The sequence below is a fragment of the Ideonella aquatica genome (assembly GCF_018069755.1).
Classification (GTDB): Bacteria; Pseudomonadota; Gammaproteobacteria; order Burkholderiales; family Burkholderiaceae_C; genus Ideonella; species Ideonella aquatica.
In genome coordinates, this window is record NZ_JAGQDE010000028.1 from 15,622 (window position 1) to 36,192 (window position 20,571).

Annotated in this window: 19 protein-coding genes; 9 read left to right on the forward strand and 10 right to left on the reverse strand. The window is 69.2% G+C overall.

The window, feature by feature from the left end:
- Positions 1–16 precede the first annotated feature (16 nt).
- On the reverse strand, positions 17–694 hold the full coding sequence (locus tag KAK06_RS20760) for an RlmE family RNA methyltransferase (protein WP_210804085.1): 678 nt from the start codon (positions 692–694) through the stop codon (positions 17–19).
- Positions 695–724: 30 nt separating this feature from the next.
- Here KAK06_RS20760 and KAK06_RS20765 point away from each other — a divergent pair, with 30 nt between their 5' ends.
- Positions 725–1,201, forward strand: a complete 477-nt coding sequence (locus KAK06_RS20765; RefSeq protein ID WP_210804086.1) for a YhbY family RNA-binding protein — start codon at positions 725–727, stop codon at positions 1,199–1,201.
- Here the strand turns inward: KAK06_RS20765 and KAK06_RS20770 are convergent.
- The 5 genes from KAK06_RS20770 to carA form a co-directional block, all read right to left on the reverse strand.
- Complete coding sequence (locus KAK06_RS20770; RefSeq protein ID WP_310741131.1) at positions 1,176–1,649, reverse strand: DUF4149 domain-containing protein; 474 nt, start codon at positions 1,647–1,649, stop codon at positions 1,176–1,178. The two genes, KAK06_RS20765 and KAK06_RS20770, sit on opposite strands and share 26 nt — an antisense overlap.
- The gene (greA, locus tag KAK06_RS20775) at positions 1,646–2,122 is read right to left on the reverse strand and encodes a transcription elongation factor GreA (RefSeq protein ID WP_210804087.1); all 477 of its coding nucleotides are present in this window, start codon (positions 2,120–2,122) and stop codon (positions 1,646–1,648) included. The genes KAK06_RS20770 and greA overlap by 4 nt, the downstream gene beginning before the upstream one ends.
- Positions 2,123–2,228: 106 nt before the next feature.
- Positions 2,229–5,486 carry a carbamoyl-phosphate synthase large subunit gene (gene carB, locus KAK06_RS20780; protein WP_210804088.1) on the reverse strand — a complete coding sequence of 1,086 codons (3,258 nt, stop codon included), beginning with the start codon at positions 5,484–5,486 and terminating at the stop codon, positions 2,229–2,231.
- A gap of 30 nt (positions 5,487–5,516) precedes the next feature.
- Positions 5,517–6,158, reverse strand: a complete 642-nt coding sequence (gene leuE, locus KAK06_RS20785; RefSeq protein WP_210804089.1) for a leucine efflux protein LeuE — start codon at positions 6,156–6,158, stop codon at positions 5,517–5,519.
- 8 nt (positions 6,159–6,166) lie between these two features.
- Positions 6,167–7,339 carry a glutamine-hydrolyzing carbamoyl-phosphate synthase small subunit gene (gene carA / locus KAK06_RS20790; protein WP_210804090.1) on the reverse strand — a complete coding sequence of 391 codons (1,173 nt, stop codon included), beginning with the start codon at positions 7,337–7,339 and terminating at the stop codon, positions 6,167–6,169.
- A 310-nt stretch (positions 7,340–7,649) separates the two neighbouring features.
- Here carA and KAK06_RS20795 point away from each other — a divergent pair, with 310 nt between their 5' ends.
- Complete coding sequence (locus KAK06_RS20795) at positions 7,650–8,345, forward strand: Bax inhibitor-1/YccA family protein (RefSeq protein ID WP_210804091.1); 696 nt, start codon at positions 7,650–7,652, stop codon at positions 8,343–8,345.
- A gap of 95 nt (positions 8,346–8,440) precedes the next feature.
- Positions 8,441–9,676 (forward strand): FAD-dependent monooxygenase, encoded by a 1,236-nt coding sequence (locus KAK06_RS20800; protein ID WP_210804092.1) that lies wholly within the window; start codon positions 8,441–8,443, stop codon positions 9,674–9,676.
- A 10-nt stretch (positions 9,677–9,686) separates the two neighbouring features.
- On the opposite strand, the gene rlmD is transcribed toward KAK06_RS20800, so the two are convergent.
- The 4 genes from rlmD to surE all read right to left on the reverse strand — a co-directional run bounded on the left by rlmD (position 9,687) and on the right by surE (position 13,559).
- Entirely contained in the window at positions 9,687–11,033 is a 1,347-nt protein-coding gene (gene rlmD / locus KAK06_RS20805) for a 23S rRNA (uracil(1939)-C(5))-methyltransferase RlmD (protein WP_210804093.1), read from the reverse strand.
- A 71-nt stretch (positions 11,034–11,104) separates the two neighbouring features.
- Complete coding sequence (locus tag KAK06_RS20810) at positions 11,105–11,986, reverse strand: peptidoglycan DD-metalloendopeptidase family protein (protein ID WP_375140905.1); 882 nt, start codon at positions 11,984–11,986, stop codon at positions 11,105–11,107.
- Positions 11,983–12,792 carry a protein-L-isoaspartate(D-aspartate) O-methyltransferase gene (locus KAK06_RS20815; RefSeq protein ID WP_210804094.1) on the reverse strand — a complete coding sequence of 270 codons (810 nt, stop codon included), beginning with the start codon at positions 12,790–12,792 and terminating at the stop codon, positions 11,983–11,985. The genes KAK06_RS20810 and KAK06_RS20815 overlap by 4 nt, the downstream gene beginning before the upstream one ends.
- Positions 12,789–13,559 carry a 5'/3'-nucleotidase SurE gene (gene surE, locus KAK06_RS20820; RefSeq protein ID WP_210804095.1) on the reverse strand — a complete coding sequence of 257 codons (771 nt, stop codon included), beginning with the start codon at positions 13,557–13,559 and terminating at the stop codon, positions 12,789–12,791. Before surE ends, KAK06_RS20815 begins: the two co-directional genes overlap by 4 nt.
- Before the next feature lie 98 nt (positions 13,560–13,657).
- Between surE and KAK06_RS20825 the strand changes: the two genes are divergently transcribed.
- The 6 genes from KAK06_RS20825 (at position 13,658) to KAK06_RS20850 (ending at position 20,511) form a co-directional block, all read left to right on the forward strand.
- The gene (locus KAK06_RS20825) at positions 13,658–14,638 is read left to right on the forward strand and encodes an NADPH:quinone oxidoreductase family protein (protein WP_210804096.1); all 981 of its coding nucleotides are present in this window, start codon (positions 13,658–13,660) and stop codon (positions 14,636–14,638) included.
- A gap of 108 nt (positions 14,639–14,746) precedes the next feature.
- Positions 14,747–15,481, forward strand: a complete 735-nt coding sequence (locus KAK06_RS20830) for a LuxR C-terminal-related transcriptional regulator (RefSeq protein ID WP_210804097.1) — start codon at positions 14,747–14,749, stop codon at positions 15,479–15,481.
- Between the two features lie 46 nt (positions 15,482–15,527).
- Positions 15,528–17,807, forward strand: a complete 2,280-nt coding sequence (locus tag KAK06_RS20835) for a sensor histidine kinase (protein ID WP_210804098.1) — start codon at positions 15,528–15,530, stop codon at positions 17,805–17,807.
- A 7-nt stretch (positions 17,808–17,814) separates the two neighbouring features.
- On the forward strand, positions 17,815–18,231 hold the full coding sequence (locus KAK06_RS20840; RefSeq protein WP_210804099.1) for an acyl-CoA thioesterase: 417 nt from the start codon (positions 17,815–17,817) through the stop codon (positions 18,229–18,231).
- Between the two features lie 40 nt (positions 18,232–18,271).
- Complete coding sequence (gene aroQ / locus KAK06_RS20845) at positions 18,272–18,712, forward strand: type II 3-dehydroquinate dehydratase (protein WP_210804100.1); 441 nt, start codon at positions 18,272–18,274, stop codon at positions 18,710–18,712.
- A 152-nt stretch (positions 18,713–18,864) separates the two neighbouring features.
- Positions 18,865–20,511 carry a flavin monoamine oxidase family protein gene (locus KAK06_RS20850; RefSeq protein ID WP_210804101.1) on the forward strand — a complete coding sequence of 549 codons (1,647 nt, stop codon included), beginning with the start codon at positions 18,865–18,867 and terminating at the stop codon, positions 20,509–20,511.
- The last annotated feature ends 60 nt before the right edge of the window (positions 20,512–20,571 follow it).

The window sequence follows — 20,571 nt, forward strand, 5'->3', positions numbered from 1 at the left end:
CACCGGATAACCGGGGTCAGGCCGGCGTTTTCAGGCCGATCCCCACCAGAAAAATCTCGGCCGACTTGTCGCGCGAGGACTTCGGCTTGAAGGGTTTGACCACCCGGAAGCTGTCGCGAAACAGCGCCACTAGCGGGTCGTAGGCGCCACCGTGGAACACCTTGGCGACCAGCGCGCCCTGCGGCCGCAGGTGCTGGCGGCCGAAATCGACGGCCAGCTCGACCAGGTGTTCAATGCGCGCGGCGTCGGCACTCGACACGCCCGACAGATTGGGCGCCATGTCCGACACCACGAGGTCCACGGCCCGATCGCCCAGTGCGGCTTCGAGCTGCATCAGCACCGAATCTTCGCGAAAATCGCCCTGAATGAATTGAACGCCGTCAATCGGCTCCATCTCCAGCAGGTCGAGCGCGATGATGGTGCCGTCCAGCGCGCCACTGGCCGCACCGCCACTGCCGGCCGCCTTGGGCGCGAAGCGGCGGCGCAGGTACTGGCTCCAGGCGCCGGGCGCGGCACCCAGATCCACCACCACCTGCCCGGGACGCACCAGGCCGAAGGCCTCGTCGATCTCCTTGAGCTTGTAGGCGGCGCGGGCGCGAAAGCCGTCCTTCTGCGCCTGGCGCACATAGGGATCGTTGACATGGTCGTGCAGCCATGCCTTGTTCACCTTCTTGCTCTTGGTCTGGACTTTCATTGGTCTTGAACCCCGGGGGATAATGCCACGATGCCTGCGATTGAACTGACGCCCGCCCGCCGCAAAGAGCTGCGCGGTGAGGCCCACCACCTCGACCCGGTCGTGATGATCGGTGCCGATGGCCTGACCCCCGCCATCATCAAGGAGACCGACGCCGCGCTGAAGGCCCATGGCCTGATCAAGGTGCGTGTCTTCTCGGACGACCGCGCCGGCCGCGAAGCCGTGCTGGGACAGCTGGCCGACCAGCTGGACGCGGCCCCGGTGCAGCACATCGGCAAGCTGCTGGTGCTGTGGCGCCCGATGCCCGAAAAGGCCAAGGCCGTGCCCGAGGAGCCCAAGCGCGGCTCGCGCACGGTCAAGCTCGTCACCTTTGCCCGCAAGGGCAGCCCTCGACCGATCGTGCAGACCGTCACCGTGCACGGCAACGAGCGACTGACCGCGGGGGGCCAGATCAAGCGCGCCAAGAAGCGCGCCACCAGCGTCAAGAAGAAGGCCCAGAGCCAGTGACCGGGGCGCGCGCGGCCCGCCAGGCCAGCGCCGTCACCGCCACGATCTTCACCGCAAACAGGCCGAAGCTCAGACCATGCAGCGCTGCAAAGCCCAGCGGCGTGGGCTGGCCGGCCTTGGCCGCCGCGATCATCGGCTGCAGGCCGTAATAGCCCAGCACGGTGCAGCCCAGCGCCAGCAGCGTCAGGCCCATCTCCAGTGTGAACTGGCTGCCTCGCCCGGCCTCGGCCACCTCGGCGGCAGCACGGCGCTCCAGCATCAGCAGCAGGCCGCCCAGGCCGATGCTCAGCCAGGCCTCCTGCGCGAAGATGCGTGCCACCACCCGGCCGGCGTCGGCCTGCACCAGCGTGGCAAAGGGCGCCGGCGTGGCGATCAGCGCAATGCACAGCAACACCCCGGCCCACAGCCCGGGCACGAAGCGGCGGGTGAAGGCGGCCGCGCGGATCACTCGTAGCGGACCGCGACGATCTCGTAGGAGCGCACGCCACCCGGTGCCTGCACATCGGCCACGTCGCCGGCTTCCTTGCCGATCAGCGCGCGGGCGATGGGTGAGCTGATCGAAATCAGGCCCAGCTTCAGGTCGGCCTCGTCGTCGCCGACGATCTGGTAGGTCACGGACTTGCCGCTCTCTTCGTCTTCCAGGTCCACGGTGGCGCCAAACACCACCTTGCCGCCGGCATCCAGGCTGGAGGGGTCAATGACTTGCGCGGCCGAGAGCTTGCCCTCGATCTCGAGGATGCGGCCCTCGATGAAGCCCTGCTTGTCCTTGGCGGCGTCGTACTCGGCGTTCTCGGACAGGTCGCCCTGGGCGCGGGCCTCGGCGATGGCCTGCACCACAGCCGGGCGCTCGACGTGCTTGAGGCGGTGCAGCTCGTCCTTCAGCTTCTCGGCGCCGCGCTTGGTCAGGGGGATGGTGCTCATGTCGGGTGTATGAAGGGTCTCTACAAAGGCAAACCGCCGCCACGGCCCGATCGGGCGGTGGGCGGCGGCCATGCAATGGGCAGGAGTGTAGTGCAGTCCGGGCCGGTCAGACCAGGGCCGTGTGCAGCTCCTGCAGCGACAGCACGCCAATGTCGTCCTGGTGCTTCAGCGCCTCGGTGGCAGCCTCGCAGCCGGCCATCGTGGTGTAGTAGGTCACCCGGTTGGCCAGCGCGGCGGTGCGGATGTAGCGGCTGTCGGCGATCGCGGTGCGGGTCTCGTCCACGGTGGTGAACACCAGCTGGACCTCGCCGCCCTTGATCATGTCGGCGATGTGCGGCCGGCCGTCCTTGACCTTGTTGACCACCTTGACCGGGATGCCGGCCTCGGCGATGGCTGCAGCCGTGCCCTTGGTCGCGGCCACCTGGAAGCCCAGGTTGATCAGCTCCGAGGCCACCTTGACCGCACGGTCCTTGTCGTTGTTCTTGACGGTGATGACCACCGTGCCCTTGCTGGGCAGGCGGCTGCCGGCGCCCAGCTGGCTCTTGAGCATGGCCTCGCCGAAGCTGTAGGCCACGCCCATCACCTCGCCGGTGGAGCGCATCTCGGGGCCCAGGATGGGGTCGACGCCCGGGAACTTGTTGAACGGGAAGACCGCTTCCTTGACGCTGAAGTACGGCGGGATCACCTCGTGCGGCGCCCGGCCGCCCATGCCGGTCTGGTCCCCCAGCAGCTGGCCGGCCATGCAGCGCGCGGCGATCTTGGCCAGCGGCTGGCCGGTGGCCTTCGAGACGAAGGGCACGGTACGCGAGGCGCGCGGGTTGACTTCCAGCACGTAGACCACGGCGTCGGCGCCGTCGCCCTGGATGGCGAACTGCACGTTCATCAGCCCCACCACCTTCAGCGCCTTGGCCATGGCAGCGGTCTGGCGGCGCAGCTCGTCCTGCAGCGCGGCCGGCAGCGAGTACGGCGGCAGCGAGCAGGCCGAGTCGCCCGAGTGCACGCCGGCCTGCTCGATGTGCTCCATGATGCCGCCGATCATCACCGCGCCCGAGGCGTCGGCGATGCAGTCCACATCCACCTCGATCGCGTCATCGAGGAAGCGATCGAGCAGCACCGGCGACTTCTCGGAGACGCGCACCGCCTCGCGCATGTAGCGCTCCAGATCCTTGTCGCCGTGGACGATTTCCATCGCCCGGCCACCCAGCACATAGGACGGGCGCACCACCAGCGGGTAGCCGATCTCGTTGGCCAGGCGCACCGCGTCGTCTTCGTTGCGCGCCGTGCGGTTGGGCGGCTGCTTCAGGCCCAGGGTGTGCAGCAGTTGCTGGAAGCGCTCACGGTCTTCGGCGATGTCGATCGAGTCGGGCGTGGTGCCGATGATGGGCACGCCGGCGCGCTCCAGATCCAGGGCCAGCTTCAGCGGGGTCTGGCCGCCATACTGCACGATCACACCGACCGGCTGCTCCTTGGCCACGATCTCGAGCACGTCTTCCAGCGTCACCGGCTCGAAGTAGAGGCGGTCCGAGGTGTCGTAGTCGGTGGACACCGTCTCGGGGTTGCAGTTGACCATGATGGTTTCATAGCCGTCCTCGCGCATGGCGAGGGCCGCATGGACGCAGCAGTAGTCGAACTCGATGCCCTGGCCGATGCGGTTCGGACCGCCGCCCAGCACCATGATCTTCTTCTTGTCGGTAGGTGCCGCCTCGCACTCCTCGTCGTAGGTGGAGTACATGTAGGCGGTTTGCGTGGCGAACTCGGCCGCGCAGGTGTCCACCCGCTTGTAGACCGGGCGCACATTCAGCGCGTGGCGCTTGGCACGCACTTCATGCTGGTTCGTGCCCAGCAGCTTGGCCAGGCGGCGGTCGGAAAAGCCCTTGCGCTTGAGGAAATACAGCTCGTCCCTGGACAGGCTCTCCAGCGTGCGCGCCTTGACCGCCGTCTCGGCCTGGATGATCTGCTCGATCTGCGCCAGGAACCAGGGGTCGATGGCGGTTTCCTCGAAGATCTCGTCGAGGCTCATGCCGATGCGGAACGCATCGCCCACGTACAGGATGCGCTCGGGACCGGGCTCGCCGATCTCCTCGACGATCTCCTCGCGGTCGGTAGAACGCTCGGTCAGGCCGTCGATGCCGGTCTCCAGGCCGCGCAGGGCCTTCTGGAACGATTCCTGGAAGGTGCGGCCCATCGCCATCACCTCGCCCACGGACTTCATCTGCGTGGTCAGGTGCGCATCAGCCGCGGGGAACTTCTCGAAGGCGAAGCGCGGGATCTTGGTGACCACGTAGTCGATCGAGGGCTCGAACGAGGCGGGCGTGGCGCCGCCGGTGATGTCGTTGCGCAGCTCATCGAGCGTGTAGCCCACCGCCAGCTTGGCCGCGACCTTGGCGATCGGGAAGCCCGTGGCCTTGGAGGCCAGCGCGGACGAGCGCGACACGCGCGGGTTCATCTCGATGACGATCATCCGGCCGGTGTCCGGGTTGATCGAGAACTGCACATTGGAGCCGCCGGTGTCGACGCCGATCTCGCGCAGGATGGCGATCGAGGCGTTGCGCAGCAGCTGGTACTCCTTGTCGGTCAGCGTCTGGGCCGGGGCCACGGTGATCGAGTCGCCGGTGTGGATGCCCATCGGGTCGAGGTTCTCGATCGAGCAGACGATGATGCAGTTGTCCGCCTTGTCGCGGACCACTTCCATCTCGTATTCCTTCCAGCCGATCAGCGACTCTTCGATCAGCAGCTCGTTGGTGGGCGACAGGTCCAGGCCGCGCTTGCAGATCTCTTCGAATTCTTCCGGGTTATAGGCGATGCCGCCACCGGTGCCGCCCAGTGTGAAGCTGGGGCGGATGACCATGGGGAAGCCCGAGCCGCCGATCTCGGCCTGGATGCTCTTCTGCACGCCCCAGGCCTCTTCCATGCTGTGCGCGATACCCGACTTGGCCGAGCCCAGGCCGATCTTGGTCATCGCGTCCTTGAACTTCAGCCGGTCCTCGGCCTTCTCGATCGCGTGCTCATTGGCACCGATCATCTCGACCTGGTACTTGGCCAGCACGCCATGCTTGTGCAGGTCCAGCGCGCAGTTCAGCGCGGTCTGGCCGCCCATCGTGGGCAGGATGGCGTCCGGGCGCTCCTTGGCGATGATCTTCTCGACCACCTGCCAGGTGATCGGCTCGATGTAGGTGACATCGGCCGTGTCGGGGTCGGTCATGATGGTCGCCGGATTGCTGTTGACCAGGATGACCTTGTAGCCCTCCTCGCGCAGCGCCTTGCAGGCCTGGGCGCCGGAGTAGTCGAACTCGCAGGCCTGACCGATGATGATCGGGCCGGCGCCGATGATGAGGATGCTCTGGAGGTCGGAACGCTTGGGCATGGTCTTGTCTTTATTTGAATCGGGCGGGCATCAGCCGAGGCTGGCGGTGGCGAGCTTGGCGCCAAAGCCGAGGAACAGGGCGCCAACGCCCGAGGCGGCCGCACTGGCGGTGCGGCGTTGGGCGGCGAAGGCGGCAGCCAGCCGCATCCCCGCGAAGATCAGCACCGACAGGTAGACGGCACTGCAGGCCTGCGCGATCGCGCCCAGGCCCAGAAAGGTCAGCGCCGGCCACGGGTACGCGGGGTCGACGAACTGGATGAAGAAGGACACGAAGAACAGGATGGCCTTGGGGTTGAGCAGGCTGATCACCAGCGCCTTGCGAAACGGCTGGCTCAGGTCCAGCCGGCTTTCGTCGACCGGCGCCACCTCGCCGCGCCAGCGGCGCAGCGCACCCAGCAGCAGCTGGATCCCGACCCAGGCCAGGTAGCTGGCCCCCACCACCTTGATCAGCAGGAACAGCGCCGGCACGGCCTTCAGCAGCGAGGCAGCCCCCAGCGCAGCCAGGGTCATCAGCACGGTGTCGCCGACGAAGACCCCGCAGGCCGCGGCATAGCCGGGCCGCACGCCGCGGCGCGCCGCCACCGACAGCACGAACAGCGAGTTCGGGCCCGGCAGCAGCACGATCGCAATCGTGCCGAGCAAGTAGGTGCTGAGGTCGGTGATACCGAGCATGGGGCCGATCAGGCGCGGGCCTGATCCATCAGGGTGGTGAAACGGTCGAACAGGTAGCTGATGTCGTGCGGACCCGGCGAGGCTTCCGGGTGGCCCTGGAAGCAAAAAGCCGGCTTGTCGGTGCGGGCCAGGCCCTGCAGCGTGCCGTCGAACAGGCTGACATGGGTGGCACGCAGATTCGCCGGCAGGGTCTTCTCGTCGACCGTGAAGCCGTGGTTCTGGCTGGTGATCGACACGCGGCCGTTGTCCAGATCCTTCACCGGGTGGTTCGCGCCGTGGTGGCCAAACTTCATCTTGAAGGTCTTGGCGCCCGAGGCCAGCGCCATGATCTGGTGGCCCAGGCAGATGCCGAAGGTGGGGATGCCGGACTCGATCAGCTCGCGGGCGGCGGCGATCGCGTAGTCGCAGGGTTCCGGGTCGCCCGGACCGTTGGACAGGAAGATGCCGTCGGGCTGGTGCTTCAGGACCTCGGCCGCCGGGGTCTTGGCGGGCACGACGGTCACGCGGCAGCCCCGCTCGGCCAGCATGCGCAGGATATTGCGCTTGACGCCGAAGTCATAGGCGACGACGTGGTACTTCGCATCGGTCAGCGTGCCGTAGCCCGGCGTGCCATCGGCGCGCGCAAGCTGCCATTCGGTCTCGGTCCAGGGGTAGGACTGCTCGGCGCTGACGACCTGGGCCAGGTCCTGCCCGGCCATGCTGGGCGCGGCCTGGGCCCGGGCCACGGCGTCGGCCACATCGGTATCGCTGATGGTGTGGCCGGCGGCAAAGGTGGCGATGCAGCCGTTCTGGGCACCGGTGGTGCGCAGCACGCGGGTCAGGCGGCGGGTGTCGATGTCGGCGATCGCCACCGTGCCCTCGGCCTGCAGGTACTCGCCCAGCGTGCGGGTCTGGCGGAAGTTGGAGGTGCGGACCGGCAGGTCCTTGATGATCAGGCCGGCGGCATGGACCTTCGTGGCTTCGACATCCTCGTCATTGACGCCGTAGTTGCCGATGTGCGGATACGTCAGCGTGACGATCTGCCGGCAGTAGCTCGGGTCGGTGAGGATCTCCTGGTAGCCGGTGAGCGCGGTGTTGAACACCACTTCACCCACCGTGTGACCGGCCGCGCCGATCGAGGTGCCACGAAAAACCGTGCCGTCAGCAAGCGCGAGGAGAGCGGGAGCGAGGACGGGCAACAAGGGGAACTCCGGTGTTCGCGCACCCAGCCCCTCGCCCGCCAGGCGACCCCCGTCCTGCGACGTTTCAGGGGGTGGCCATGGGCTTGGCAGGAAGTTTCCGAAAACGTCGTTTCGCTGGGTGGCTTGTTTTGGGGTAAACCCGCTGATTATAGCCTGAAAGACCGGCTCGACTGTCAGGTCCACGTTGGAAAGACCCCTCGGCCAGGCGCCCGCGGCGAGCGGGGAACTAGAATGATCACCCAGGGTCTGAAGCCCTGAGGCGGGTCACCGCCTGCAACCCACAGACTGGCAACCCCTTGGAGGTTCTTTGATGAACGACAGCCTGCAAACCTTCCCCGGCCTCTCGACCGGCTCGGGCTCGCTGGCCGCCCAGCGCAACCGCGTGCTGCGCAACACCTACTGGCTGCTGGCCTTGTCCATGGTGCCCACCGTGATGGGCGCCTGGCTGGGTGTGAGCACCGGGCTGATGCGCGGCCTGAGCCCGGTGGTGTCGCTGGTGGTCTTCCTGGCCGGCTCCTTCGGCCTGATGTTCGCGATCGAGCGCACCAAGAACTCCGCCGCTGGCGTCGGCTTCCTGCTGCTCTTCACGTTCTTCATGGGCGTGATGCTGTCGCGCCTGCTGGGCTTCGTGCTGGCCAAGGGCAATGGCCCGACGCTGGTGATGACGGCCTTCGGCGGCACCGCGCTGGTCTTCCTGGCCATGGCCACGCTGGCCAGCGTGATCAAGCGCGACCTGTCGGGCATGGGCAAGTTCCTGATGGTGGGCGCGCTGGTGATCTTCGCCGCCGGCATCATCAACGTGTTCCTGCAGTCGGGTGCGCTGTTCCTGACGGTGTCGGTGCTGTGCATCGGCCTGTTCTCGGCCTTCATGGTCTATGACATCAAGCGCATCATCGACGGCGGCGAGACCAACTATGTCACCGCCACGCTGGCGATCTACCTGGACATCTACAACGTGTTCCAGAGCCTGCTGAGCCTGCTGGGCATCTTCGGCAGCGACGACTGACGCGGCCTGGCCGCAAGCACCAAGGGGCCTTCGGGCCCCTTTTTCATGCCTGGCGCGCGGCACAATGCGGCGCCAGACATCCCACCCGTTTGACCATGCCCAACTGGAACCAGCCCCTGAGCCGCCTGCCCGACGCCACCGACGTGCTGGTGGTGGGCAGCGGCCCGGCCGGCAGCGCCGCGGCGCGGGTGCTGGCGCAGGCTGGCCGCTCGGTGGTGCTGGTCGATGCCCAGACCTTTCCGCGTGACAAGACCTGCGGCGACGGCCTGGTGCCCGACACCCATGCTGCGCTGCGCCGCCTGGGCGTGATCGACGAGGTGCTGCAGCGGGCCCAGGGCGCGGCCGCGGCACGCTGTCTGGCGCCCAATGGCCGGCATGTGGACGTGGCGGGCGAGTTGGCGGTGCTGCCACGGCGCGAGCTGGACGCCCTGCTCTGCCGCGCCGCGGTAGACGCTGGCGCGCTGCATGCGGCGCCGGCGCGCTTTGTGGCGCCGCTGCGCGGCGACAGCGGTCACGTCACCGGCGCGCTGCTGGACGACGGCCACACCCAGCGACCGCTGACGGCGCGCTGGCTGGTGCTGGCCACCGGGGCCGGCACCGGCCCGCTGGCGGCCCTCGGCCTGTGCCAGCGCAAGTCGCCCAGCTGCATGGCGATCCGTGGCTATGTCCGGCACACCGACCCCGACATGGCGGCAGCCGTGGGCGGACTGCGTTTCGTCTGGCACCCGACGCTGCGCGATGGCTATGGCTGGATCTTCGAAGGCCCTGACCACACCTACAACCTGGGCACCGGCGTGCTGGTCGGCCAGTTGGACGAGGACCGCGGCAAGCCGCCGCGCAACCTGCGCCGCATGTTCGATGACTTCGTGGCCATCGACCCGGTGGCCGCGCGCCTGGTCCGAGAGGGCACGATGGTGGGCGAGCTCAAGGGCGCGCCGCTGCGCTGCGACCTGGAGGGCGCCACCTGGACCGCGCCCGGTGTGCTGGTGGTGGGCGACGCGGTGGGCGCCACCTACTCGTTCTCGGGCGAGGGCATCGGCAAGGCCATGGAAACCGGCATCGCCGCAGCGCAGGCGCTGATTGCCCACCCCGATGACGCCGCCGCCGTGGAGGCCGCTTACCGCGCCAGCCTGCAGGCGCTGAAGCCGCGCTTTGACATGTACCGCCAGGCCGCCAGCTTCAACCGCCATCCCTGGCTGCTGAACATCATGGTCTGGCGAGCCAATCAGAGCCCGCGCATCCTGGCCAAGCTCAGCGACATCCTGAACGAACGCCGCCTGCCAGGCAGCCTGCTGACCTGGCGCGGCGTGCGCAGCATGCTGCTGCCCTGAGGCGCGCGCCTCAGCGCTCGAACACCGCGATGCTCTCGACGTGCGCGGTGTGCGGGAACATGTTCACCGCACCCGCCGCCACGCAGCGGTAGCCCGCCACATGCACCAGCAGGCCGGCGTCGCGCGCCAGCGTGGCCGGGTTGCAGCTGACATAGACGATGCGCCGCGGCGGTGTCCAGTCGGCGCGCGGCGCCTGCTGCAGGTCACCCAGCGCCTTGGCCAGCGCGAAGGCGCCTTCGCGCGGCGGATCCACCAGCCAGCGGTCGGCCTGGCCCCAGGCCACCAGGTCGTCGGGCGTCAGCTCGAACAGGTTGCGTGCCTCGAAGCGGGTCTTGTGGGCCAGGCCATTGCGCTGCGCGTTCTGGCGCGAGCGCTCGACCAGGGTCTCGCTGCCCTCGATGCCCAGCACCGATTGCGCGCGGGTGGCGATCGGCAGCGTGAAGTTGCCCAGGCCGCAGAACCAGTCGATCACGCGCTCGTCGGCCTGGGCCTCCAGCAGGCGCAGCGCGCGGCCCACCAGCACGGTGTTGATCTGGTGGTTGACCTGGGTGAAGTCGGTGGGCTTGAACGGCATCGTCACGCCGAACTCGGGCAGCGTGTAGGCCAGCTCCTCGCCCCCGTCGTCCAGCAGGTGCACGGTGTCCGGCCCCTTGGGCTGCAGCCACCACTGCACGCCATGCTCAGCCGCGAAGTCGCGCAGGCGCTGGCGGTCGGCGTCGGACAGCGGCGCCAGGTGGCGCAGCACCAGCGCGGTGACCTGGTCGCCCACGGCCAGCTCGATCTGCGGCAGCGTGTCGCGCGCATCCATCGCGCCCACCAGCGCGCGCAGCGGCATCAGCATGGCGCTGATGCGCGGGGGCAGCACATGGCACTCGCGCATGTCGGCCACGTAGCGCGACTTGCGCTCGTGGAAACCCACCAGCACGGTTTCCTTGCGCGCCACATAGCGCACCGACAGCCGGGCGCGCAGGCGGTAGCCCCAGGTCGGGCCCTCGATCGGGCGCAGCACGCGCTCGGGCTTGACCTTGCCCAGGTGGGCCAGGTTGTCCTCCAGCACGCGCTGCTTGATGGCCACTTGCGCGGCCGCATGCAGATGCTGCATCTTGCAGCCGCCGCAGGCCCCGGCATGCAGGCCGAAGTGCGGGCAGCCGGGGCTCACGCGCTGCGCGCTTTCACTGCGCAGCTCTCGCAGGCTGGCCTGCTCCCAGTTGTTCTTGCGCCGGCCCACGGTGACCAGGGCTTCCTCGCCGGGCAATGCGCCTTCGATGAAGACCACCTTGCCTTCGGCATTGCGGGCCACGCCCTGCGCCTCGATATCGAGCGCCTCAACGCGCAGCCATTCGTCCTGTGCTGTCATGGTCGGAATTGTCGGTGGGCCTATCAACGCCGAGGCCGCCCGCAGGCGGCCCCGGATCGGTGGGCAGCCGCTCAGCGCGAGGGCAGCAGCCGCGCCGGATCGATCGGCTTGCCCTGGCGCCGGATCTCGAAGTGCAGCTGCACCCGCTCGGCGTCGGTGTTGCCCATTTCGGCGATCTTCTGGCCCTTGCGCACCGCCTGGTCCTCCTTGACCAGCAGCGTCTGGTTGTGGGCGTAGGCGGTGAGATAGGTGGCGTTGTGCTTGACGATCACCAGGTTGCCATAGCCACGCAGACCGGAGCCGGCATAGACCACGCGGCCATCGGCCGCGGCCAACACCGGATCACCGGCGCGACCACCAATGCCCAGCCCCTTGCTGCGGGCCTCGTCGAAGGCGCTGATCACGGGGCCGGCAGCCGGCCAGCCCCAGGGAATGTCGTCATCGGCTTCCTTGGGCAGCGGGGCCGGCGGCGGTGTGGTGGGGGCGGACGCGCTGGCGGCTGCGCTGGCTGCGGCTGAGGCCGCGCCGGGCAGCGGCTTGGCGTCCAGCTTGGGCGCGGTCACCGGCTTGGCGGCCACGGCCGGGCCGTCCGGCGGCGCCACGCGCAACACCTGCCCCACCTCGATCAGGTTGGGGTTCTCGATGCCGTTCCAGCGGGCAATGTCGCGCCAGCCCTGGCCGTTTTCCAGCGCGATGCGCATCAGCGTGTCGCCGGGTTTGACCACGTAGCTGCCAGGCTTGACCTCGACCGGTGCCGAGGCTGGCGCCGAAGCCGCAGTCGCCGCCTTGGGCACGTCGGCCACCGGACGCACAGCGCGGCCGGCCGAGCGATCCTCCACGGGGGCAGGCGGCCGGGTGGCCGAGCAGGCCACCAGCAGCGTCGCCAGCCCGATCATCAGTGTCCGGCGAAGGAGCGGCCGCAGCGCGTCGGTCATGGAACTTCCCTGGTTCATGCAATACCCGATTTTAAGGGGACGAACTGCACCGTCTCTCCCACGGTGCGTTGCCAGCCGTCGGCACGGCGGTCGACGATCACCAGCACCTGGCTGCGGCCATCGGCCGCCAGGGCCGGCGCGACCAGGCGGCCACCCAGGGCCAGCTGCTCCAGCCAGGCAGGCGGCAGGTCCTCGCCACCGGCGGCGGCGACGATCGTGTCATAGGGGCCACCGGGGGCGTGACCCCGCATGCCGTCGCCGTGGATCAAGCGCACAGGGTGCACGCCCAGGGTGCTCAGGTGGCTGCGGGCCAGCTGGTGCAGCGGACCCAGGCGCTCGATCGAGACCACATGCCGGGAGAGTGCTGCCAGCACCGCCGCCTGGTAGCCGCAGCCGGTGCCGATTTCCAGCACCTGGCCCAGGTGGCCTCGGGCCCGGGCGGTCTCGCCCAGGAAGCACCACTCCAGCATGCGCGCCACCACCGAGGGCTTGGAGATGGTCTGCCCCAGGCCGATCGGCAGGCTGGTGTCTTCGTAGGCCTGGTTGGCCAAAGCAGAATCGACAAACCGGTGCCGCGGCACCGCCGCCATGGCCTGCAGCACCGGCTCGCAGACCACGCCGTCGGCGCGCAGCCGGTCGACCATGCGCGAGCGCACCGCCGTGCCGTCCAGGCCCAGCCCGGTGGGGGTGGTCTGCTGGCGCTGGTCGCGCGCGGCCTCGGCCAGCGGGCGCTGTGGGCGCAGCGTGGCGCCGGCCCCGGCGCGAGCGCCAGGGGCCACCGCATCCAGCGACGCCGGGAAACGGCCGGTGCGCGACTTGGTCATGGCCGCGCCAGGCGCGCGGACCAGTCACCCAGACGGGCGTGGTCGGTCAGGTCCACCTGCAGCGGGGTGATCGACACGCGGCCCTGGGCCGTGGCGTGGAAATCGGTGCCATCGCCCGCTTCGCGCGCATCGCCGGCCGGGCCGATCCAGTAAACCGTCTCGCCGCGCGGACTTTGCTGGCGGATCACCGGCTCGCTGGCATGGCGCCGACCCAGGCGGGTGACCTGCCAGGGCAGCGTGTCGGCCTGCGGGTGGTTAGGGATGTTCACATTGAGCAGAAAGGGCGCGGCCCAGGTGCCGCTTTGGCGCTGGGCCAGCACCGACTCGACCACCCGGCGCGCGGTGCGTGCGGCAGCATCCAGCTCGACCCAGCCCTTGTCCACCTGCGAGAAGGCGATGGCTGGTATGCCGAACAGATAACCCTCCATGGCCGCCGCCACGGTGCCCGAGTACAGCGTGTCGTCGCCCATGTTGGCGCCCTGGTTGATGCCCGAGAGCACCAGATCGGGCCGCTGCGGCAGCAGCCCGGTCAGGGCGATGTGGACGCAGTCGGAGGGCGTGCCGTTCACATAGCGCACGCCCCTCAGGTGCTCGCCCTGGGCGGCATAGACCGACAATGGCCGGTTCAGGCTGAGGGCATTGGAGGTGCCGCTGGCGTTTTGCTCCGGGGCGATGACGTCGATCTCGCCCAGGCCCTGGCAGGCCCGCACCAGAGCGGCGATGCCGGGGGCCAGGTAGCCGTCGTCGTTGGCAATGAGGATGCGCATGCGCACCGATTGTAGGGACGCGTCGCCAGGGTGACGCCGCCGCGCACCGCGCCTGCCTATCATCGCGCCCCACGACGACCTTTGACAGGAGACAAGCCATGCACGCGTGGATCTGCAGCAACGATGGCGGACCCGAGGCCCTGCGCTGGACCGAGCAGGCCACGCCCGAACCCGGCCCGGGCCAGGCGCGGGTGGCGATTCGCGCGGCCAGCCTGAACTTCCCTGATCTGCTGATCACCCAGGGCAAGTACCAGCACAAGCCGCCCTACCCCTTCGTGCCCGGCGCCGAGTTCGCCGGCGTGGTCGAGGCCGTGGGCGACGGCGTGACGCGGCTGAAGGTCGGCGACCGGGTGATCGCGCTGGCCGGCACCGGTGGCTTCGCCACCCATGCGCTGGTCGATGAGGCGCGGCTGCTGCCGCTGCCCGCGGGCATGCCTTTCGAGCATGGTGCGGCCTTCGCCTTCACCTATGGCACCTCGCACCACGCGCTGATCGATCGCGGCGCGCTGCAGGCCGGCGAGACCGTGCTGGTGCTGGGCGCCGGAGGCGGCGTGGGCACCGCGGCGGTGCAGATCGCGAAAGCGGCGGGCGCGCGGGTGATCGCTGGCGCCGCCGGCGCCGACAAGGTGGCCTTCTGCCGCGAGATCGGCGCCGACGAGACCATCGACTACGCCAGCGAGGACCTGCGCGAACGCCTGAAGGCGCTGACCGGCGGGCGTGGCCCCGATGTGGTCTACGACCCGGTGGGCGGCGATCTGGCCGAGGCGGCCTTCCGCTCGATCGCCTGGCGCGGCCGCTACCTGGTGGTGGGCTTTGCGGCCGGCGGCATCCCGACGCTGCCGCTGAACCTGCCGCTGCTCAAGGGCGCGTCCCTGGTGGGCGTGTTCTGGGGCGAATTCGTGCGCCGCGAGCCGGCCGCCAGCGCCCGCGGCCTGGCGCAGCTGGCCGGGTGGTACGCCGAAGGCCGGGTGCGGCCGCTGATCGACAGCCAGCTGCCCCTGGCCGAGCTGGGGGAGGCCTTCCGTCGCCTGGCGGCGCGCCAGGTGCGCGGCAAGCTGGTGATGGTCCAGCCAGGCTGAGATCGCCGCCGCTGTCCCCCATACAGGGCCACTGTCCGAGGCGACCGCCTGCTAGCATGGCGGCCGTCGTGGATAGCGCGGGTCCTGGTGGCCTGTCGAGAGGTCGCCATGTCGGTCAAGGTTCTGATACTCGAAGACAACCCGGTCGCCCGGGATTTCCTGTCGCGTGTGCTGCGCGAGGCATTCAGTGATCCGATCACGATCACCGAAGCGGGCGATCTGGAGACCGCGCGGCGGCAGATCGCCCTGACCGGCCCGGGTGGCCTGCACGGCGCCGACCCGTTCAAGCTGATGCTGGTTGACCTGGAACTGCCCGACGGCAACGGCCTGGAGCTGCTGGCCGACCTGGGCCAGTACCCGGCTACCAAGGTGGTCACCACGCTGTACTCGGACGACGAGCACCTGTTCCCGGCGCTGCAGTGCGGTGCCGACGGCTACCTGCTGAAGGAAGACCGCTTCGAGGTGCTGGTCGAGGAGCTGCGCAAGATCGTGCTGGGCCAGCCGCCGCTGTCGCCCGCCATCGCCCGCCGCCTGCTCACCCACTTCCGCCATGGCACGGCGGCCGATGCGCCGCCGCCCCCGGCCCCTGGCATCGGCACGCTGGGCAGTCCCACCAAGGCGCCCGTGCCCATCGAGAAGCCGGTCGACCTGCCTCACCTGACCCCGCGCGAGATCGAGGTGCTCACCTACCTCAGCAAGGGCTTCACGATCAAGGAGATCGCGAACCTCATGGGCATCAAGTGGTTCACGGTGAACGACCACATCAAGTCGATTTACCGCAAGCTCAACGTCTCCAGCCGCGCCGAAGCCGCGGTGCTGGCCAGCAAGCAGGGTTTGGTCTGAGTCAACGGCCTCGGCCCGCAGGCCGAAGCTGGGGCATCATCGCGGGATGGCGCTGAACCCGCTGGACTCCACCCAACCCTCGAGCCGTTTTCCCGCGTCGGGCCTGCCGGCCGACAACGACGGCCCGATCGACACCCTGCCCAGCGGCCTGGCCGCAGGCACGCCCCGCATCGGCTGGCGGCGCCATGCGCTGCTGTTGGCAGCCATTGTCGGCTGCCTGACGGTCTTCCTGCTGGCGCGCAGCATGGCCAACCACCCGCATGTGGCGGCCGAGTGGCGGCAAGGCAATGACGACCGGCTGGAGCTGGTCTTCTCGCCGCTGCCGGCGCTGAAGGAGCACATGGGCAAGGAGCTGCTGGCGGTGGGCGGCGCCGGCCTCGAGCCGGTACCCTTCAACAGCCTGGCCCTGACCCACTCGTCGCGCTGGATCAGCGACCCGGCGCTGCGCCAGCGCCTGCTCAATGCCCGGCTCACCGCCGCCCACGCGCTGGCCGATGGCCAGGTGGTGCTGGTCTTCCGCGACGGCAGCCGGGTGGAGATCGCCTCGCGCCCGCGCGGCTATGTCGAGCTGGGCTCGATGTTCTGGCTGCTCAGCGCATTCGCGATGGTGGTGTTCCTGGTCGGCTGGATCGTGCCGCTGGTCCAGCCCCGCGAAGGCAACTTCCTCTACGCGGTGATGGCCCATGCCCAGGCCGCGCAACTGCTGCTGTCGGCCATCGCGTCGGTGCCCGGTCTGGCCCTGCCTGTGATGCTGGTAGGCAGTGAGCCGATGCTGCGCACGCTGCTCGACGCCATCACCGGCGCCGCGGTGCTGACCGCCGTGATGTGGCACCCGCTGCGCTTGCCCGGCCGCGGCCTGCTGGCCACCGCGGTCTGGCTGGTCACCGGCGCCTATGCGGCGGCGACCTTTGCGAGCCACCTGCAGCCCATGGCCTGGCGCTGGGGCGACATGCTGCTGTTGGTCCAGGGCGTGGCCTGCGTGCTGCTGCTGAGCTGGTCGTACAGCCGCGAGCGCCATCCCTTCGTGCTGGTCATGCGCCGCTTCACCACGGTCACGGTGTGCGCGCTGCTGCTGCTGGCGTTGTCGGTGTCCTATGTCGACCGCATGCCGATGGACGTGCAGCCGATGGCGATGGCCGCGCCGATGATCTGGAACGTGTTCCTGGCCTCGGTGGTGCTGCTGGTGCCCTTCGTGTCGCGCTCTCAGCACGTGATGCGCGAGTTCGCGATGCTGGCCGGCATCAGCACGGTGGCCACCTCGGTGGATCTGCTGTTCGTGGCGGTGTTCTCGTTCAGCCAGTTCACCTCGCTGACGCTGTCGCTGTTCCTGTCGCTGGGCGCCTACGCCGCCATTCGCCAATGGCTGATCAACCAGATGATGGGCGCACGGGCCCTGACCACCGAGCGCATGTTCACCCACCTCTACCGCATCGCGCGCGAGGTGGAGGCCCGCCCCGAGCGCGCTGGCGACCGCATGACCGAGCTGCTGCGCAATGTCTTCGAGCCCCTGGAAGCGCAGTTCGTCGGCGGCCACGGCAAGCTCACCCGGATCGCCGGCAATGGCGCGGTGCTGCTGGTGCCGGTGCCCAAGCTGGTGGAGGTGGCGCACCTGCAGGGCATGGTGGCGCTGCGCTTTGCCGAGCGCGGCAAGCGTCTGTTCACCCCTGAGGACGCCCGCCTGGCCGACCGCATCGTCGAGCAGTTGATGCGCGCGCTGGCGCACGACCGCGCGGTGGAGCGCGGGCGCAGCGAGGAGCGCACCCGCATCGCCCAGGACCTGCACGACGACATCGGCGCGCGTCTGCTGACCCTGATGTACAAGGCCCCCAGCAAGGAAATGGAGGACTATGTCCGCCATACGCTGCAGGATCTGAAGACCCTGACCCGTGGCCTGGCCGCCAAGGAGCACCCTCTGACGCTGGCTGCGGCCGAGTGGAAGACCGACATGACCCACCGCCTGCAGGCCGCACGCTGCGAGCTGGAATGGGACTCCGAGTTCGACGCCGACCCGACGCTGTCCATGGTGCAGTGGTCATCGATCACCCGCATCCTGCGCGAGCTGGTCAGCAACGTCATCGCCCATGCCCAGGCACGCCAGGTGCGCATCGAGTGCCGGCTGAACGAAGGCCGCATGCAGATCCGCATCAGCGATGACGGCAGCGGCCGCAATCCCTCGGTGTGGTCGCATGGCCTGGGCCTGGGTGGCATCCGCAAGCGCGTCAAGGCCATGGGCGGCACGGTGGAATGGCAGGAGCGCCAGCCGCGCGGCATCATCTGCCTGGTCGATATTCCGCACCTGACCCCGCCCGCCACGACCGCCGCCTGAGACCCCGATGAGCCGCCTCCACCACCACCCTGTGCAGGTGCACTTCGGCGACTGCGATCCCGCCGGCATCGTGTTCTTTCCGAATTTCTCGCGCTGGATGGACCAGTCGTCACTGGGCTTCTTCATGGCCTGCGGCCTGCCGCCCTGGCGCGAACTGGAGACGACCCGCGGCATCGTCGGCACGCCGGTGCTCGAGATCAACACCCGCTTCGTGGCCAGCGCCACCTACGGCGAGTCGATCGTTGTCGAAACCAGCGTCGAGGAGTGGCGCGCCAAGGTCTTTGTGCACCGCCACCGGGTGCTGCGCGGCGACACGCTGCTGTGCGAATCGCGCGAGGTGCGCGCCTTCGTGGGCCGCGACCCCCAGACCGGCCGCCTCCGGGCGCTGCCCGTGCCCGACGACATCCGCCTGGCCTGCAGCTGAGGATGCTAGGCTGTCGACCTGATCCCTTCAGAACCCTGCCATGCGTGTCCTGCTGCTCAACGGTCCCAACCTCAATCTGCTCGGTACCCGCGAGCCTCACATCTACGGCGCTGACACGCTGGCCGACGTGGAGCAGCGTTTCGCCGCCGAGGCCAGCGCGCTGGGCCTGCAGTCCGAGTGCTTCCAGACCAACCACGAAGGCCAGATGATCGACCGCATCCATGCGGCGCGCCTGGACGGCACGGCCTTCATCGTCATCAACCCGGGCGGCTGGACGCACACCAGCGTGGCGCTGCGCGACGCGCTGGCCGGTGTCGCGATCCCGGTGGTGGAGGTGCATGTCAGCAACGTGCATCGGCGGGAGGCGTTTCGCCACCACTCCTACATCTCCGGCATCGCCGAGGGGGTGATCGCCGGGCTGGGGGTGTTTGGCTACAGCGCCGCGCTGCAGTTCGTCGCGGGTCGTTTGCGTGCGAGCTGACGATCGACCGGTAACGTCCCCCACGTTCATCGCCGGCGGCCGCGGAGGATCTCCTCTACAGTCCCACGCAAACGCTGCCGACCGGGCGGGCCGATCGTCGGTCTGTGCTCCAGGCCAGCCCCGATTGGCGCGGTGCAGAGGAGCCGCCGCCCATGGCCAGAACGCCCCGCCCCCCGTTCCTTGATCCCGACCCCGAGCGCAACCTGCCCCGCCCTGGACAGGACTGGCCCTCACTGGTCGAAGAGCGCGCACAGCGTCTGCGCGGCGCGCAGGCGCGGCTGGCGCCGAACGCTGAGCCCCTGCGCTGGCGCCACGAGCTGGCCCAGGCGCTGAGCAGCGACCCTGGTCATCGCCGGCAGTTCCTGGCGGACGCGGTGCGCTTGGCCGGGGGTGCCGCGGGCCTGGCGCTGGCCAGCACGGCGCCAGCGCTGCGCGCCGCCACGGCACCGCGCATCGCCATCGTCGGCGCCGGGCTGGCTGGCCTGACCGCGGCCTACCGGATCCACCGGCTCACCGGCTGGGTCCCGACGGTGTTCGACGCCGCCGAGCGTGTGGGCGGACGGGTCCGCACCCGTCGGGGCCTGGCCGGCGGCCACAGCAGTGAAGCCGGTGCGGGCGCGATCGACAGTCGCGCGCAGGCCGTTCTGGCCCTGGCCAGGGAAGTGGGCCTGTGGCCCATGGTTGACACCTGGGTGCGCCTGCCCAGGGGCGGCTATCTCTACGACTTCCTGGGTGAGTTTCACCAACCCGCCGCGCTGGAGCGGCGCGTCAGCGAAGACGGTGCTGCGGCCTACCGCCTCTGGAAGCAAGGCATCGGCTTCCTGCCGCAATGGGACCGCTCGAACGCATTGACGCGCCGGCTGGACGAAATGACGGTGGCCGAGTTCCTGCCGCAGCACAGCCGCTACCCGGACGATCCGGTGCTGATGGCCTACCAGCGCGCCTCGATGGCGCCCTCCTACGGCGGCACGATCGACCAGATGAGCGCACTGGTCTACCTGCTGCAGTACGCCGACATCTGGGGCCGGGGGGCCTGGAACGAGCGCTGGATGATCCCGGGCGGCATGGACACGCTCACCAGCACGTTGCAGGACCGGCTGCCACCGGGCACGGTGCGCCTGGGCATGCACCTCAAGGCTGTGAAGCAGCGGCCCGACGGCACTGTCCGCCTGAGCCTGGACGCCGGTGGCCACAGCACCGACCTGCGCTTCGACAAGGTGGTGATCGCCCTGCCGCCGCCAGTGCTGAACCAGATCGATCTGCGGCAGGCAGGCTTCGACGATCGCATGATGCGGATGATCCGCAGCCAGCGCCTGGGCGGCAACAGCAAGCTCAACTTCCAGTTCGAGCGCAATGTGTGGGCAGCCCAGGGCCGCTCCGGCGATGCGATCTCGGACACCGCCACGGGCTGGTCGTGGCAGGAGAATTTCCAGGCCCGCGCGCCGGTCAACCACATCTGCTTCAACAACCTGGAGTACCCCGGGGCGCCGGCCCATGGCCAGGCGCCTGAGGCGGTGCGGCGCGACACACTGGCGGCGATCGACCGTCTCTACCCTGGCGCCTCGCGCGAGGTCATCGCCCGGCATTGCTACCTCGACCACTGGCCGGCCGATCCGCTGGCGATGGGCTCCTACGGCTACTACAGCCCGGGCGCCTTCACCGACTACGGGGGCTATGAGCAGGTGGCGCAAGGGGCGGTGCACTTTGCCGGCGAGCACACCGCGCCCTACATCGACCGCGGCTACATGAACGGCGCCGTGATCAGCGGCGAACGCGCCGCACGCGAGATCGCGGCCTGATCCAATCCGGATGAACACGCAGACTGCCTCGCTTGAATGGCATATATCATTGAATGATTA

Bases quoted from the DNA above. Each gene is read 5' to 3' on its own strand.
- KAK06_RS20760 (WP_210804085.1), bottom strand. From the start codon at position 694: ATGAAAGTCCAGACCAAGAGCAAGAAGGTGAACAAGGCATGGCTGCAC.
- KAK06_RS20765 (WP_210804086.1), top strand. From the start codon at position 725: ATGCCTGCGATTGAACTGACGCCCGCCCGCCGCAAAGAGCTGCGCGGT.
- greA (WP_210804087.1), bottom strand. From the start codon at position 2,122: ATGAGCACCATCCCCCTGACCAAGCGCGGCGCCGAGAAGCTGAAGGAC.
- carB (WP_210804088.1), bottom strand. From the start codon at position 5,486: ATGCCCAAGCGTTCCGACCTCCAGAGCATCCTCATCATCGGCGCCGGC.
- leuE (WP_210804089.1), bottom strand. From the start codon at position 6,158: ATGCTCGGTATCACCGACCTCAGCACCTACTTGCTCGGCACGATTGCG.
- KAK06_RS20795 (WP_210804091.1), top strand. From the start codon at position 7,650: ATGAACGACAGCCTGCAAACCTTCCCCGGCCTCTCGACCGGCTCGGGC.
- KAK06_RS20800 (WP_210804092.1), top strand. From the start codon at position 8,441: ATGCCCAACTGGAACCAGCCCCTGAGCCGCCTGCCCGACGCCACCGAC.
- rlmD (WP_210804093.1), bottom strand. From the start codon at position 11,033: ATGACAGCACAGGACGAATGGCTGCGCGTTGAGGCGCTCGATATCGAG.
- KAK06_RS20810 (WP_375140905.1), bottom strand. From the start codon at position 11,986: ATGAACCAGGGAAGTTCCATGACCGACGCGCTGCGGCCGCTCCTTCGC.
- KAK06_RS20815 (WP_210804094.1), bottom strand. From the start codon at position 12,792: ATGACCAAGTCGCGCACCGGCCGTTTCCCGGCGTCGCTGGATGCGGTG.
- surE (WP_210804095.1), bottom strand. From the start codon at position 13,559: ATGCGCATCCTCATTGCCAACGACGACGGCTACCTGGCCCCCGGCATC.
- KAK06_RS20825 (WP_210804096.1), top strand. From the start codon at position 13,658: ATGCACGCGTGGATCTGCAGCAACGATGGCGGACCCGAGGCCCTGCGC.
- KAK06_RS20830 (WP_210804097.1), top strand. From the start codon at position 14,747: ATGTCGGTCAAGGTTCTGATACTCGAAGACAACCCGGTCGCCCGGGAT.
- KAK06_RS20835 (WP_210804098.1), top strand. From the start codon at position 15,528: ATGGCGCTGAACCCGCTGGACTCCACCCAACCCTCGAGCCGTTTTCCC.
- KAK06_RS20840 (WP_210804099.1), top strand. From the start codon at position 17,815: ATGAGCCGCCTCCACCACCACCCTGTGCAGGTGCACTTCGGCGACTGC.
- aroQ (WP_210804100.1), top strand. From the start codon at position 18,272: ATGCGTGTCCTGCTGCTCAACGGTCCCAACCTCAATCTGCTCGGTACC.
- KAK06_RS20850 (WP_210804101.1), top strand. From the start codon at position 18,865: ATGGCCAGAACGCCCCGCCCCCCGTTCCTTGATCCCGACCCCGAGCGC.